The following is a 14514-nucleotide window of genomic DNA, read 5'->3' on the forward strand; positions in this document are numbered from 1 at the left end:
TATTGAAAAATCTAATAATTTAAAATTATCTATATTCAGAGAAACTTAAAAATTCTGTGGTATGATGTTTTAGTACTTCAACGCGTTGAAGCGACAGATTAATTGATGTGAGCTCAATTGCCTCGATAAGGAATTAGAGCTTTATTTTAGAATATTGATAATAGGAGAATTAACAATGTTTTCGATTGAACAAAAAACAAAGCCTAGCTTTTTCGAATCGGTTTTATTAGTAGTGGCAATTATTTTTATTATTTCGATATCAATAAGTAAATTTGGTGCAACACCACATATTCCAATTATTTTTTCTATCTTTTTATTAATCACCTATGGGTTGTTAAAAAAAGTTCCTTTTGCTGATTTGCAATCGAGCATGAGTGCTGGAGCAAGTGCAGGGATGGGTGCCGTTTATATTTTTATTTTAATCGGATTATTAATAAGTGGCTGGATTATCGGAGGGACAATACCAACCCTTTTATACTATGGTTTTTCCTTTGTTTCCCCTAGCTTTTTCTTTGCCATTGTTTTTATTGTAACGGGTATTATCGGAATAGTTATTGGGAGCTCTCTTACTACCGTTGCAACCGTTGGGGTAGCCTTTATAGGTATAGCCAGCGCTTTAGATATTTCAATTGCTATAACAGCAGGTGCAATTGTATCAGGCGCCTTCTTTGGTGATAAAATGTCACCTCTTTCAGATACGACGACATTAGCAGCTGGGACAGTGAATGTCGATTTATTTGAACATATAAAAAATATGGGATGGACCACAATTCCAGCATTTATCATTACGCTGATTTTTTACGCTGCCTTATCACCATCCATTGAAGTAATAGATACATCCATTATTAATGAATATAAAACGGGATTATTAACGACAAATTTAGTACACGGTTATGCATTGTTGCCATTGATCATATTAATTGCTTGCACATTATTTAAAATCCCAGCATTTATCACGTTAGCTATCAGTGCAATAAGTGGTATTGTAATTTCCTATTTCCATGCATCACTCTCACTGACAGGTTTATTTAAAGTATTATATAGTGGATATGTATCGACTGTAGGGATTGAAAGTATTGATGAGCTTCTTACTCGTGGTGGGGTTAGTAGTATGTTCTTTACTATTTTCCTAGTCATCCTATCTTTGAGCATGGGCGGGTTACTATTTGCGCTTGGGATTATCCAAACTTTATTATCAAAAGTATCTACCATTCTTAACAGTGTCGGTTCCGTTATTACGGGCTCTGCACTAACAGCCATTAGTATAAACACATTGGTGGGCGAACAATATTTATCGATTTTATTAACTGGTGAGGCGTTTAAAGAGAAATTTCGCGAGCTTTCCTTGCATCCTAAAAATTTATCTCGTGTAATGGAAGATGCAGGGACTGTTGTGAATCCGCTAGTTCCGTGGAGCGTTTGTGGACTATTCATTGCCTCAACTTTAGAGGTTTCCACTTTAGAATATTTACCATATACATTGTTCTGTCTCATCTGTCCAATTCTAACGATTCTTTTTGGATGGTTGAATGTAACACTTACCTATACAAAAGAAGATTGATATTAAGTTGTCCTTAACGAATTCATCTAGCATCAAACTGGTGCTAGATGTTTTTTCTTTTGTAGACGATTATTTTAAGATTAAATGAGCTAAATCTAGGTATGAGAATAAGCCATGCATTTTTTTCAATTAGAAAGTTTGTAAGTAACAAGATGGGGGAATAATAATGCTTAAATTGTATTTTAATGGGAGATGAACCAATTGAAAAAAATCTCTGCAAGTTTATTATTGTCGCTCTTAATGATTTCGGGTTGCTTCCCATCAAAGCCTGAGGTGATTACACACAATCAAGATGACAATCCAATCATTGAAGTATCTCAAGTTTATAATAGTGAATTAGAAGCCGTAGCATCTAATCTAAAAACGCCTTGGGCTATTGAAAAAATAGGAGAAACCTTTTATATAACCGAAAGACAAGGAAATATAGTGAAAATAGAAAATGGACAAGTTGAAAGAAAAAATGTCGAACTAGAAAAAGAACTTTCACAAGCAAACGAAGGTGGTTTATTAGGGTTTGTCCTTGATCCAGACTTTGAAAATTCTAATTTAGCCTATGCTTATTACACTTATGAGGATAGTTCTGGCCAGTTTAACAGAATTGTGAAGCTAATACTTAAAGAGAATACTTGGAATGAAGACAGTGTGCTTTTAGATAAAATTCCAAGCGGTAGGGTACACCATGGAGGAAGATTAGAAATTGGACCAGATAATAAGCTTTATGCGACAGCAGGAGATGCAACGGAACCATCCCTTGCACAAGATAAAAACGCATTAGCAGGGAAAATATTAAGATTAAATCTAGATGGATCTATTCCAAATGATAATCCATTTCAAAATTCGTATGTATATAGCTATGGCCATCGAAACTCACAAGGAATAGTATGGGCACCGGATGGCACTATGTATGCGAGTGAACATGGAAATAATCGTAATGATGAGATAAATAGAATCGAACCAGGTCAAAATTATGGGTGGCCAGTTATTGAAGGGAATGTAAGTCAGGAAGGAATGATGACACCTATCTTTACTTCAGGTAACGACACAACATGGGCACCGTCTGGAATGGACTTTTATGATGGCAAACTATATGTTGCGGCATTAAGAGGAACGGCTTTACTGGCGTTTGATATAGAGAAAAAGGAATATCGTGAAGTCATTACAGGCCTTGGTCGCATTCGTGATGTTTACATTGAAGGTGAAATGCTTTACTTTGTAACAAATAATACTGATGGGCGCGGAAATCCTCAGCCAAATGATGATAAATTGTACAAAATATCTTTTTCCCAGCTTAAATAATAAAGAGCCTCATCCCGTGAATACTACTATATTTCGTGCATTTCATGAAATGGGGCTCCTATATTTTAATGATGGTGATGATGATGTCCACCTTGGTCTCCTTTGATTTGACAAAGAATAGATTCGTCATGTTGATGAGATGTCGTTTCAAGCTGGATTGTTACATGGGAGATGCCATGATGGTAAAGATCGTGTTCAATCTTACGAAGCATCGATTCACTTTCAGAGATAGTCATCCCATCGTCAACAACAGCGTGACAGGACAAAGCGTTTAGACCGCTTGTAATGCTCCAAATATGTAGGTCGTGAATACTATGGATTCCCTTTGCTTGCTGAAGAATGCCAATCACTTCATCTACATTTGTGTTATTAGGTGTTCCTTCCATTAAAACATGGATTGAAGACTTTGTTACATAAAAGCCACTGCGTAAAACAAGTAGAGCAACGAGCACACTCGCCAATGGATCTGCCCAACCAAATCCAAAGAAAATCATCAATAACGCAGCGACAATTGCTCCTACCGAACCTAGCATATCACTAAGCACATGTAAAAAAGCCCCGCGCATATTTAAATTTTCTTCTGTATCGCCACCACGCATCATGATCCAAGCAACTAAAATATTCACCAATAAACCGATACAACTGATGATGAGCATGCCAGTAGTTGCGACTTCTGGTGGATTGGCAAAACGCTCAATCGCTTCATAGAAAATATAGAGTGCTATTAATATCAATGTAATGCCGTTTAAGGCGGCTGCTAAAACTTCAAATCTTTTATAGCCGTAAGTTTTACTTTGGTTCGCAGCTTTTTCCCCTAAAATAAGCGCCGCTAATGCAATTCCTAAAGCCACAGAATCACTAAGCATATGTCCAGCGTCAGAAATTAGCGCTAAACTGTTCGTTATAAATCCCCCAACAGCTTCCACTATCATGTATGAAGTAATAATAATAAAGGAAATGAGCAATACCTTTTTATTAGAACTATGGCTATGATGATGGTGATGGTCATGACTATGATGAGAGGCCATCTGAAATCCCCCTATTCTTTAAGAAAATATATATCTTCGTAATATTAAAGCTAATTATGAGCAGCATGATCAATGGCTTGCTTTAACAGATTCATAATGTGGTCATCGTCTTTTGAATAATAAAGTGTTGTACCTTCACGTCTAAACTTGACTAATCGTAGATTTTTTAAAAAGCGTAATTGATGCGAAACGGTAGACTGACTTAAATTCAAGTGTTGTGCAATATCATTAACGGAATGCTCATCACTACATAAGAAGTGAAGGATTCGTATGCGAGTTGGATCACTTAAAGCTTTAAAGGTTTGTGAAACAATAAACAGTGTTTCTTCATCCAAATCGTGGTCTAACTCTTGAAGTACAATATCTTTATCATGTGGACTCATCATTAACAACACCTTTACGAGAATTTATTTTTATATATGAGCATATGTTCATATATCATTTATATGCTAATTTTCAGAATATGTCAATACAATCAAAAAAGTACTTCTCCTTTTAATAAGGAAAAGTACTTTAAAATTATTTAAACGGATTTCTCCATTCCATTAATACGCCATAGTTTAAAGATTCTTCATCTTCTAAATAATTTTCAACTACCGCAATAGGCTTTCTTCCACAACGCAATAAAAATGAAATGACAGGATCATGAATCTTTCCGTTTATTACATGATCTACATATTCATTTGCTGTAAGTGTAGTTGCATACTTACGATAGCCAGGCATTCGACCGCCACCGAGTAAACGTTCCAAACCTTTTTCAATGACTACATGGTACATCGATTGCATCATGATTTTTCCAAGACCAAATGAACGATAAGCAGGTCGTACACTTATATCAACAATATAAAGAGTGTTACCATTAGGATCGTGATTTGAAATATAACCATCGTCAGTCATTTCAGCCCATGTATGATTAGCGTGAGCGGGATTAAATTGAACACAAACGCCAGTTAAAGAGCTGACAACCTTACCATCAATCTCGATGCAAAGGGCACCGTCTGGAAAAAGCGATACATGATTCATTAATTGTTCTTTATTCCACCAAAGCTCGGAAGGAAATGGAGGGGGAAAACATTCCGCTTGAATGTCGATTAATTCATCAAAATCCTTCGATTCATAATTCCGAATAATAATTGGAACGGGTTTTCCGTTTTGAAATAACAATTGCTCACTACGATACATGAAGAACCTCCTTATTCCCAGTCAGTATATAAATCAGTTCGTCTGTCTCTCCAAGTTGTCACAGAGCCTTTTTCCCGTACTTTATACAGTAATTCCAAGTCTAAATCAGCTGTAACGATCATGTCATTGTTAATTTCCCCTTCTACAAGAAGACCTTTAGGAGGGAATGGGATATCGTTTGGTGTAATAATTGCAGCCTGACCGAAATTAGCACGCATAAAGTCCACTGTTGGCAATGCGCCAACCGTTCCTGTTAAGACAACATATAGTTGATTTTCAATTGCGCGGGCATGACTTGTATATCGAACTCGATGGAAGCCATGACGATCATCTGTGCAAGATGGGCAGAAAATAACATCTGCACCTTTTGCTTTAGCCATACGAACAATTTCAGGGAATTCAATGTCATAGCAAGTTAAAATTGCAATTCTTCCTTTTTCTGTATCAAACACTTCCAAACCTTCTCCGGCTGACATGTTCCATTCATGAACTTCCGTTGGGGTAATATGAAGCTTTGCTTGGGTTACTACTTTGCCATCTGGATAAAATAAATGGGCTGTATTTCGAAGTTTACCATCAACATTTACAACATGAGTCCCTGCGATAATATGGACGTTGTATTTTTTTGCGAAGGATGTAAAAGCTTCAAGATATTCTTTCGTAAAATTCGGTAAGTCATTAATCGTTAAAGCTTCCCCATTCTCTCCCTTAATAGATAACAGTTGTGTTGTGAAAAACTCAGGGAAGAGAATAAATTCTGTATCGAATTCAAGTGCTGCTTTTATATAATGCTCGCACTGATTTGCAAAATCCTCGAAATTATCAATCGTATGCAAATGATATTGGACTGCAGAAACTCGTAATTTCATAGAAACCCCTCTTTAAATAAATTTTTATTATAGCCATTATAAAAAACTTTGTGCATATTAAGAAGTATTTTGCAAAATAGCGATGGAATTCTTCAACAATCGAAGGGAAAATAAAAATGATTGAACGAACGTATACAAACGTATACAATTGTATGCAAGAGGTGATGGTTATGGAAAAAGAACAAAACATTCATTTACATGAAGGACACCGCTCGAATCGAAGAAAGATGTCCGATAGACGAGAGAATGGAAGGAATAGTGCTAAAACCTTTAGACGTGGTAGAGCATTAGCTTTTTATGAAAAGTTAATGGTAAAAAGAGACACGTTAAAAAAACAATTAGCATCCCCAGAATACCAATCGATTCAAACAGTTATAGCAGGAGAACTGAAAGCAACGGAATCCATTATGGACGATTTTAAGGCTGCTTTTGAATTAGATGAACTATCTTTAGAAATGCATGAGGAGTAGCTAGATTTCCTAGATATTCAGAAAGAGAGAGGTTAGAATGCATGCGATATCAAGGTTAAAAAAATATATAAAGCCCTATTTGTTATTTGCAATTATTGCGCCAATCTTAATGATATTAGAAGTTGCGATGGATTTACTGCAACCAACCATTATGAAACATATCATTGATGATGGCATCGCCAATAATGATAGTCCGTATGTCGTGACAATGTTTGGTCTGATGATACTATGCGCTATTCTCGGTTTAGTAGGCGGGGTAGGCTGTTCAATTTATACAACAAAAGCGTCTGTAAATTTTGCAACAGATATAAGAAAAGATTTATATCAAACAATTACCTATTTCTCAAATCGAAATAAAGATCATTTTACCCTTGGCAAATTAATCACGAACATTACAAGCGATGTGGAAATGATACAACGGGCACTTATGATGCTGTTAAAAATATTTGTGCGCGGACCTTTAACATTTATCGGCGCCATTATTATTATCTTCTTTACTGCACGTGAATTGTTTCCGGTATTATTGTTTGTCGTTCCAATTTTAGCCTTCTCCATATTTTTCTTTACGAAAATATCGGGGAAACTATTTTTAAAAGTGCAAGAAGCCATCGATCAAGTAAACACGAAGGTACAGGAAAACTTAGCTGGTATTCGAGTAATCAAAGCTTATAATCGTAAAAACCATCAAGTTGACCAATTTACTGCGGTCAACGGATCCCTGATGAAAAGAAATATTCGAGCGGATCAAATTATTGGGATACTAGGTCCTTTAACAATGTTTGTTGTGAATATAGGGATTATCTTAGCACTATGGCTAGGAGCAATTAAAGTAGAGAACGGCACGATTCAAGTAGGCGTTATCATAGCATTTATCAACTATTTAATGATGGTGATGGGCGGGTTAATGAGCTCGTCTGCGGTATTAATGCAAATCGCACGCGCGTTACCAAGTGCAAAGCGTATTGTAGATGTACTAGAGGAGACACCTGATATTAAATCAAATGAAAATGCTATGAAAGCGACTCTAAAAGGTGAAGTAGAATTTGATCAAGTCAGCTTTACTTATATCGAAGAAAATGAACCTGTTCTAAAAAATATTTCATTCAAAGCTCGTTCAGGAGAAACAATCGGCATTATCGGTGCAACAGGTAGTGGGAAATCGACGATTGTAAAATTAATTCCCCGATTATTTGATGTAACAGAAGGTGAAATCAAAATAGATGGAATTCCAATTAAACAATTAGACTTACAAACATTGCGCGAGTCCATTGCCTTTGCGCCACAACGAGCAACACTATTTTCAAAATCAATTGAAGATAATGTGAAATACGGAAAAGAAGATGCAACCTTTGAAGAAATAATAGAAGCTTTACAATCATCTCAAGCCTATGAATTTGTTGAGAAGCTTGATGCGAAAGAAAAACATATTGTTTCTCAAGGAGCAACGAATTTATCCGGGGGACAAAAGCAGCGGCTTGCAATGGCTCGTGCCTTTGTTAGAAAGCCATCGATCTTAATTTTGGATGATACAACATCTGCAGTTGATAGTATTTCCGAAAAAAACATCCAAAAAGCGATCAAGGAAAACTTCGAGGATACTACCAAGTTTATCGTGTCATCAAAGGTTTCCTCCATTCGCCATGCAGACCAAATAATAGTGTTGGACGATGGTTATATAGTTGGACTTGGAACACATGAGGAACTATTGCGGGGAAATAAAACGTACCAAGAAATTGTTGAAACACAAATTGTAAAAGGGGGTGTGTTAAGTGAATAAATCAACCACTCAACCACCTTTTGCACAAAATAGTAGACCTATGCCAAGATCGCCTTTAAAACACCCAGGTGGTAGATTTAATGGACCTGCCGAAAAGGCAAAAAACCAAAAAGCGACAATAAGAAGGATATGGACTTATTTAAAAAATGAGCGTATTGGCTTAATAAGCGCCATTGTATTCGTCATTCTTTCGTCCATTTTAAGCATACTTGGTCCGTTAATAATCGGGATCATTATCGACCAATATATTTTGCCAAAGGATATTGCTGGAGCAATTCGGATGATTGTTCTATTAGCAGCCATTTATGTTGTAGGAGCAATGTTAACGTGGTTGCAAACCTTTGTCATGATCCATGTATCACAAAAATCAATATGGCAGCTCCGCCAGCACTTGTTCAAAAAATTCCAAGCGCTCCCGCTTTCGTCCTTTGACAAGAGACAGCAAGGCGATTTAATGAGTCGAATGACAAATGATATAGAAAATTTAAACGCTGCCCTTTCCCAAAGTGTCCTTCAAATCATTTCAACTGTCTTGACGGTGATTGGTACTGCTATAGCGATGCTTTATTTAAACTGGATACTAGCTATTGTGACAATGCTCATTATTCCTTGTATTCTCTGGTCAGCAAAGCAAATTATTAAACGTAGTAGTAAAAACTATGCAGAAAGACAAAAAGACCTTGGGAACTTAAATGGATTTATAGCGGAATCCATTTCAAACTCTGATATCACAACATTATTCGGAAAAGAAGCACAAACGATTGAACAGTTCCATGAAGCGAATGAAAAACTAAGAAGTTCAGCAATGCGTGCAGAGATTGTCTCTGGATTAATGGGCCCGATGAATAATTTTATTAACACATTAGGCTTAGGGATAGTTGTAGGAGTAGGGGCACTAATGTCGATAAATAATCTTGTTACAATAGGTATCATTGCATCATTTGTCACTTACTCTCGCCAATTTTTACGTCCAATCAATCAATTATCCAACTTATTTAATACGTTCCAATCAGCTATCGCTGGCGCTGAGCGTGTGTTTGAAATAATGGATGAAGATGAGGAAGTAAAAGACATTCCTAATGCCATAACGAAGGATAAATTCATAGGAGAAGTTATCTTCCGAAATGTTCATTTCAGTTATAATGATGAAAAACCTGTACTGAATAATATTTCGTTTCATGCAAAAGCAGGGGATACTGTTGCGCTTGTTGGTCCCACAGGTTCTGGAAAAACTACTATAATTCAATTGTTGAATCGGTTCTATGATGTAACTAGTGGAGAAATCTTAATCGATGGTGAAAATATTAAACATTATAAAATGGAAAATATAAGAGAGCATATAGGTGTCGTATTACAAGATACTTATTTATTTTCTGGTACGGTAAGGGAAAATATCCGTTATGGTAAGCTCGATGCAACGGATGAAGAAGTTAAGCAAGCTGCTAAAATCGCCTTTGCCCATAGCTTTATAAAATATTTACCGCAGCAATATGACACGATGCTCGTCTCAGGTGGTATGAACCTAAGTCAAGGGCAACGGCAGTTAATTGCCATTGCGAGGGCAATTTTAGAAGATTCAGATATTTTAATATTAGATGAGGCAACATCTAGTGTAGATACGATGACGGAGGTTCATATTCAAAAAGGATTAAATAATCTGATGAAGGGCCGTACAAGCTTTGTTATTGCTCATCGGTTAAAAACCATTGAAAATGCGGACCAAATTCTTGTCATTAAAGATGGGTCTATTATCGAGCAAGGAAATCATCAAATATTAATGAATCAGCGCGGTTTTTATGCAAACCTACAAAATCAACTTCAAGTACAATAATAGACTCATTTGCTGTCCATCTTTCTATAGGTGGGCAGCTTTTTTAAAAATTTAGATGATAGAACGAAAAACTTTTAGAAAAATAGTTAGTCATAAATAAACTATTTTTTCATATTCAAAACTTTACGCATACAAGTTGCTTTCCTAGCGTATAGTAGTGCAAAAGGTTGCAAAAAGGCGGTGTAATAGTTTTGAAACGATGGCTTGCACTAATTGTAATTTTATTAGTTTGTCTTGCGGTGGTTGTATATGAGACAAGCGCTTCAGACAGAAAGTTCTTTTTACCTGAACCATTAGGTGGTGTCAAAATTGTTGTAGATGCTGGTCATGGTGGAGTTGATGGGGGAGCATCATCTCAATCAGTAATTGAAAAGGATGTTACGCTTGCAATCGCTCAGAAAGTTGAAAGTCAATTGAAACGAATGGGCGCTGAAGTTGTAATGACGAGAAATACGGATGGAGATGTATTAGACGAGCATGCACCAAGTGAAGAATTCCCTACATTAAGAGAACGAAAGAAACAAGATATCTTTTTACGTGAGGAAATTGTAAAATCGAACGAACCTGAAATCTTTATTACCATTCATGCAAATGCAATCCCTGAAGCAAAATGGCGTGGTGCACAAGTGTTTTATCATCAAGACGGGCATCCAAATAGCGAATTATTAGCAAAATCTGTACAAGACTCAATAAAAAACAGCTTACAAAATACGGACAGAGAAGCTCTAGCCATTAAACAAATTTATCTCTTGAAAAAAGCTGAAGTTCCAGCAGTATTAATTGAAACAGGTTTTTTAAGTAATGATGAAGAGCGTGCACTATTGTCAGACGATAGTTACCAAGAAAAAATGGCTACCGCAATTGTTGATGGCATCGAAAATTATGTAAATATGGAATTCGAATAACTAAAAAAGTCGTTATACTTTGCACTGTCATGCAGTGTGATATACTAAAAACGGAACCAAAAATAGGGGAGTGTTTCTAGTGATAAACGAACAACAAGTCAGAGAAGTTTTAGGAAAATTAGAAGACCCATTTTTACATAAAACATTAGCAGAAACTAGCGGTATCGTAGGTGTAACGATTAAAGAAGAAAAGAACCATGTTAGCGTCAAGGTTGCAATTGCAAAAACAAATACACCTGAACAAATGCAATTACAAATGAAAATTGTAGAAGTATTAAAAGAAGCAGGTGCTGCATCAGTTGGTATTCGTTTTGAAGAATTGTCACCAGAAGTATTGGAAAGCTTCCGTGGCCAAGCAACACAAAGTGAATCACATGATATCTTATCACCTTTATCAACTGTTCAAGTGATAGCGATTGCATCGGGTAAAGGTGGCGTTGGTAAATCGACAGTATCCGTTAACTTAGCAGTAGCGCTTTCGCGTTTAGGTAAAAAAGTAGGCTTAATCGATGCGGATATTTATGGATTCAGTGTTCCTGATATGATGGGTATCCAAGAAATGCCGGTCGTAAAAGATAATAGCATTTATCCCGTTGATCGTATGGGTGTAAAGGTTATTTCAATGGGATTCTTTGTTGAAAATAATGCACCAATCGTTTGGCGTGGGCCGATGTTAGGGAAAGTGTTAGATCAATTCTTCCGTGATGTAGATTGGGGAGAGCTTGATTACCTACTATTAGACTTACCACCAGGTACAGGTGACGTAGCACTAGATATTCACCAAGCATTGCCAACTTCAAAAGAAATTATTGTTACGACTCCACATCCAACAGCTGCATTTGTTGCTGCCCGAGCTGGTGCAATGGCATTACAAACAAATCATGACATTTTAGGTGTTATTGAAAACATGTCTTGGTTTGAATCGAAAGTAACGGGTGAGAAGGAGTATGTTTTCGGTAAAGGTGGAGGACCTAAACTTGCTGATGAACTACGCACAGAATTATTAGGTCAAGTACCACTTGGACAACCAGATTGGTCGAAAGAGGATTTTGCTCCATCCGTTTATGACGAAGAACATCCGACGGGTAAAATTTATATAGATATTGCTCAAAAAGTAATTGAACAATTAGAAAAATAATAAGCAAAAAACAAGCGGACTCCCTTAATGCAGTCCGCTTTTTTATATAATATTTTAGCTTCCAGATTCACCTTGGCCACCACCGGAACCTCCGCCGCCCCCAGAGCCGCCGCCACCACCTGACTCACCGCCAGATTCGCCGCCTCCAGAAGTTTCACCTGCTTTTTTAATCAGATCCTGCCATTTAGTTTGTAGTAGAGGATCATCAATTGTTTGCATTACTACTTCTTCCATTTGCTTGCGAAGAGTTGAGCTTTTTAAAATAGTTTCCAATTGCTTTTGCATTTCAGACTGACCGAAAAATGTGATTAAGTCTTCTTGGAATGTAGCATTCTTTATAAGATCTTGCATTATTTCCGTTTGTTGGTCTTTCATACTTTTTGCTATAGATTCCTTAAAAGCTGGATCTTCAAATGTTTTTTTCCAAAAATCCTGTGCATCTTCAGATAGTAAAGTATTCTTAATTGCAGTTTCAACTTCATCATGCTCTAGCACGATCAGTTCACGAATACTTGGGTCCTCAAGAAGCTGACGTAAAGCTTTTTTCCCGTCCTCTGTTTGAATGGAATCAATCATGATTTTCTTTATTTCATCATAGGACATGGATTGGCCTTGATTATCAGAACAACTTGTTAAAAGTAATAAAACAAACATCATGGAAAATATCCGATTCAACACGTTTATCAGTCCTTTCTTAAATATAAAGGCTCTCTTTCAATTATTGTTCACAAATCAGAGCATTATATGTATACCTTTATTACTTCGATAGCTTTTTTAACAAACGATTGCTAAAATGTATTAGGATAATTAAAAAATGGGGGACAATTGTCGTGACAATACGAAATTGGATTAAATTTTTCTTCATGTGTATGGTTATTGGCGGCATCGTCACGGGTGTTGCTGGTATTATCATTCGTTGGAACTTTTTCCAACCATATTTAGCCGATGGTGAAATCGTTGAGTTTTTAGCTGCTTTTGGTTGGATGATTCTTTTAGGTTTTACTATGAGCGTTATCGCACAGGCTGGTTTTTTTGCATACTTAACAATTCATCAAGTTGGCGTAGGTGTGTTTAAAACATTAACTTTATGGAATTGGGTACAAGCGTTATTAATTCTCATTGTACTATTTGATTTAATTGTGTTCCGTTTTGCACCTAGTGCACAAGATTATAAGGATTGGTTATTCTACATTGGATTATTGTTAGTTTTAGTTTTTGGTGCAATCGCTACGGCAATAAAAAAAGTTCAATTAACTGATAAAAAACACATTTTAGTTTCAGCGTTATTTTTTATGATTGTTATAACTTCTCTTGAATGGATCATTGCATTAATGGGGAGACAAGAAAATATAGATACTTATGTTGCATTGTTATTATTCCCACTCGTAGCAGTTAATGCATACCAATTGTTGGCTTTACCGAAGTATAATGCAAAATCGGATGAGGACCGAAAAAAGCTAGAAGCACGTAGAAAAGAACGACAGCAATCAGTTAAAAAGAAAGCAGAAGCTTAATTTATGTATAAAAAAGCTCGTACAAACTGTTCAAAAGTTGTACGAGCTTTTTGTATTTATGGCAGTTTATTCGTTTTCAATGTATAGCCAAAAATATTTTCTTCTACAGAGATAAATTTAGCCGAATTAATAAATTCTGTAAGTGATTCAAAATTTGGATTGCTGTTCTCACCTAATTGTACAGAAATAAGGGCACCCTTATGTTCGGCAAAATTGCTACCCTCTTTATATTTAAAAGTAGGAGATAACATATTGATTTTTTCATTAAATACTGCTTGCTTTAATTCCTCTGTGAATTGATAATCTGTTGTCATAAACCACAAAGGCTTGAAATTGAAATGCTTCTCGAAAGTTTGCACATCTTTATAAAAAAGTTCTAAGGAATAATCTTTATTCACGTTTCCACCTAATAATCCAACAGGTATGTTTTTCTTCTTAATAGTCTCGATAAACTTTGGAGAACGTTCTATCCATTCAGCATCTAACATTAATAATGGATAAGGCTGTGATAAAGAATCCAGCCATACTAAAAAACCGTCATGTGAAAAAGAAACTTCTATAATAACTGATTGTCCATAACTACCTTTTGAAATCACAATAGGTTCTTCTGTCATATTAAATACAGAAATAAAAGAATTCTTTTGCGGAAAGACAAAAAAGAAGAGTAATAAAGCAAATGCAAATATTATGATAAATTTACGAACCATCTGTTCTCCCCTTTAAAATAGGTTTTTATCTAGTAAAAATATCTCTCCTAAAAACTTATGAATTGATGTTGACTTTCATGAATAAATGATGTTAATATATAAAAGTCGCTGATAACCGCGATAATTAAAAGTGAAAAATATATTGACACTTATAACTTTAAATGTTAATATATAAAAGTTGCTGTTGCGAACGGCAACAAAATGAACCTTGAAAACTGAACAACAAAACGTTAATG

General features: G+C 35.9%; 14 protein-coding genes. 8 read left to right on the forward strand and 6 right to left on the reverse strand.

Translation table 11 applies throughout. The features are described 5' to 3' along the window. Positions 1 to 175 precede the first annotated feature (175 nt). Positions 176 to 1561, forward strand: a complete 1386-nt coding sequence (gene nhaC, locus CD30_RS03570) for a Na+/H+ antiporter NhaC (protein WP_036172514.1) — start codon at positions 176 to 178, stop codon at positions 1559 to 1561. Positions 1562 to 1762: 201 nt separating this feature from the next. Beyond that, entirely contained in the window at positions 1763 to 2857 is a 1095-nt protein-coding gene (locus CD30_RS03575; protein ID WP_036172516.1) for a PQQ-dependent sugar dehydrogenase, read from the forward strand. 65 nt (positions 2858 to 2922) lie between these two features. Here the strand turns inward: CD30_RS03575 and CD30_RS03580 are convergent, their stop codons facing one another. The 4 genes from CD30_RS03580 to CD30_RS03595 form a co-directional block, all read right to left on the reverse strand. Continuing rightward, positions 2923 to 3885, reverse strand: coding sequence for a cation diffusion facilitator family transporter (locus tag CD30_RS03580; RefSeq protein WP_036172518.1), 963 nt, complete (start codon positions 3883 to 3885; stop codon positions 2923 to 2925). 50 nt (positions 3886 to 3935) lie between these two features. Continuing rightward, entirely contained in the window at positions 3936 to 4268 is a 333-nt protein-coding gene (locus CD30_RS03585; protein ID WP_088350700.1) for an ArsR/SmtB family transcription factor, read from the reverse strand. Positions 4269 to 4404: 136 nt separating this feature from the next. Continuing rightward, positions 4405 to 5067 (reverse strand): GNAT family N-acetyltransferase, encoded by a 663-nt coding sequence (locus tag CD30_RS03590; RefSeq protein WP_036172522.1) that lies wholly within the window; start codon positions 5065 to 5067, stop codon positions 4405 to 4407. An 11-nt stretch (positions 5068 to 5078) separates the two neighbouring features. Then, entirely contained in the window at positions 5079 to 5936 is an 858-nt protein-coding gene (locus CD30_RS03595) for a carbon-nitrogen hydrolase family protein (RefSeq protein ID WP_036172524.1), read from the reverse strand. A 116-nt stretch (positions 5937 to 6052) separates the two neighbouring features. Between CD30_RS03595 and CD30_RS03600 the strand changes: the two genes are divergently transcribed. The 5 genes from CD30_RS03600 (at position 6053) to CD30_RS03620 (ending at position 12057) form a co-directional block, all read left to right on the forward strand. Next, positions 6053 to 6406 carry a hypothetical protein gene (locus tag CD30_RS03600; RefSeq protein ID WP_235801995.1) on the forward strand — a complete coding sequence of 118 codons (354 nt, stop codon included), beginning with the start codon at positions 6053 to 6055 and terminating at the stop codon, positions 6404 to 6406. Positions 6407 to 6443: 37 nt separating this feature from the next. Then, positions 6444 to 8183, forward strand: a complete 1740-nt coding sequence (locus CD30_RS03605; protein ID WP_036172526.1) for an ABC transporter ATP-binding protein — start codon at positions 6444 to 6446, stop codon at positions 8181 to 8183. A gap of 40 nt (positions 8184 to 8223) precedes the next feature. After that, the gene (locus tag CD30_RS03610; protein ID WP_036172569.1) at positions 8224 to 10014 is read left to right on the forward strand and encodes an ABC transporter ATP-binding protein; all 1791 of its coding nucleotides are present in this window, start codon (positions 8224 to 8226) and stop codon (positions 10012 to 10014) included. Between the two features lie 191 nt (positions 10015 to 10205). Next, positions 10206 to 10919: an N-acetylmuramoyl-L-alanine amidase gene (locus tag CD30_RS03615; protein WP_036172528.1), complete on the forward strand. Its 714-nt coding sequence runs from the start codon at positions 10206 to 10208 to the stop codon at positions 10917 to 10919. A 79-nt stretch (positions 10920 to 10998) separates the two neighbouring features. Further along, complete coding sequence (locus CD30_RS03620) at positions 10999 to 12057, forward strand: Mrp/NBP35 family ATP-binding protein (protein WP_036172530.1); 1059 nt, start codon at positions 10999 to 11001, stop codon at positions 12055 to 12057. Positions 12058 to 12111: 54 nt separating this feature from the next. On the opposite strand, the gene gerD is transcribed toward CD30_RS03620, so the two are convergent. Then, positions 12112 to 12711: a spore germination lipoprotein GerD gene (gerD, locus tag CD30_RS03625; protein WP_235801996.1), complete on the reverse strand. Its 600-nt coding sequence runs from the start codon at positions 12709 to 12711 to the stop codon at positions 12112 to 12114. Between the two features lie 176 nt (positions 12712 to 12887). On the opposite strand from gerD, the gene CD30_RS03630 reads away from it, so the two are divergent. Continuing rightward, positions 12888 to 13571 carry a KinB-signaling pathway activation protein gene (locus CD30_RS03630; RefSeq protein WP_036172534.1) on the forward strand — a complete coding sequence of 228 codons (684 nt, stop codon included), beginning with the start codon at positions 12888 to 12890 and terminating at the stop codon, positions 13569 to 13571. Positions 13572 to 13627: 56 nt separating this feature from the next. Here CD30_RS03630 and CD30_RS03635 read toward each other — a convergent pair whose 3' ends face one another. Further along, entirely contained in the window at positions 13628 to 14278 is a 651-nt protein-coding gene (locus CD30_RS03635; protein ID WP_052126028.1) for a hypothetical protein, read from the reverse strand. Positions 14279 to 14514 lie beyond the last annotated feature (236 nt).

The organism is Ureibacillus massiliensis 4400831 = CIP 108448 = CCUG 49529 (assembly GCF_000772965.1).
Taxonomy (GTDB): Bacteria; Bacillota; Bacilli; order Bacillales_A; family Planococcaceae; genus Ureibacillus; species Ureibacillus massiliensis.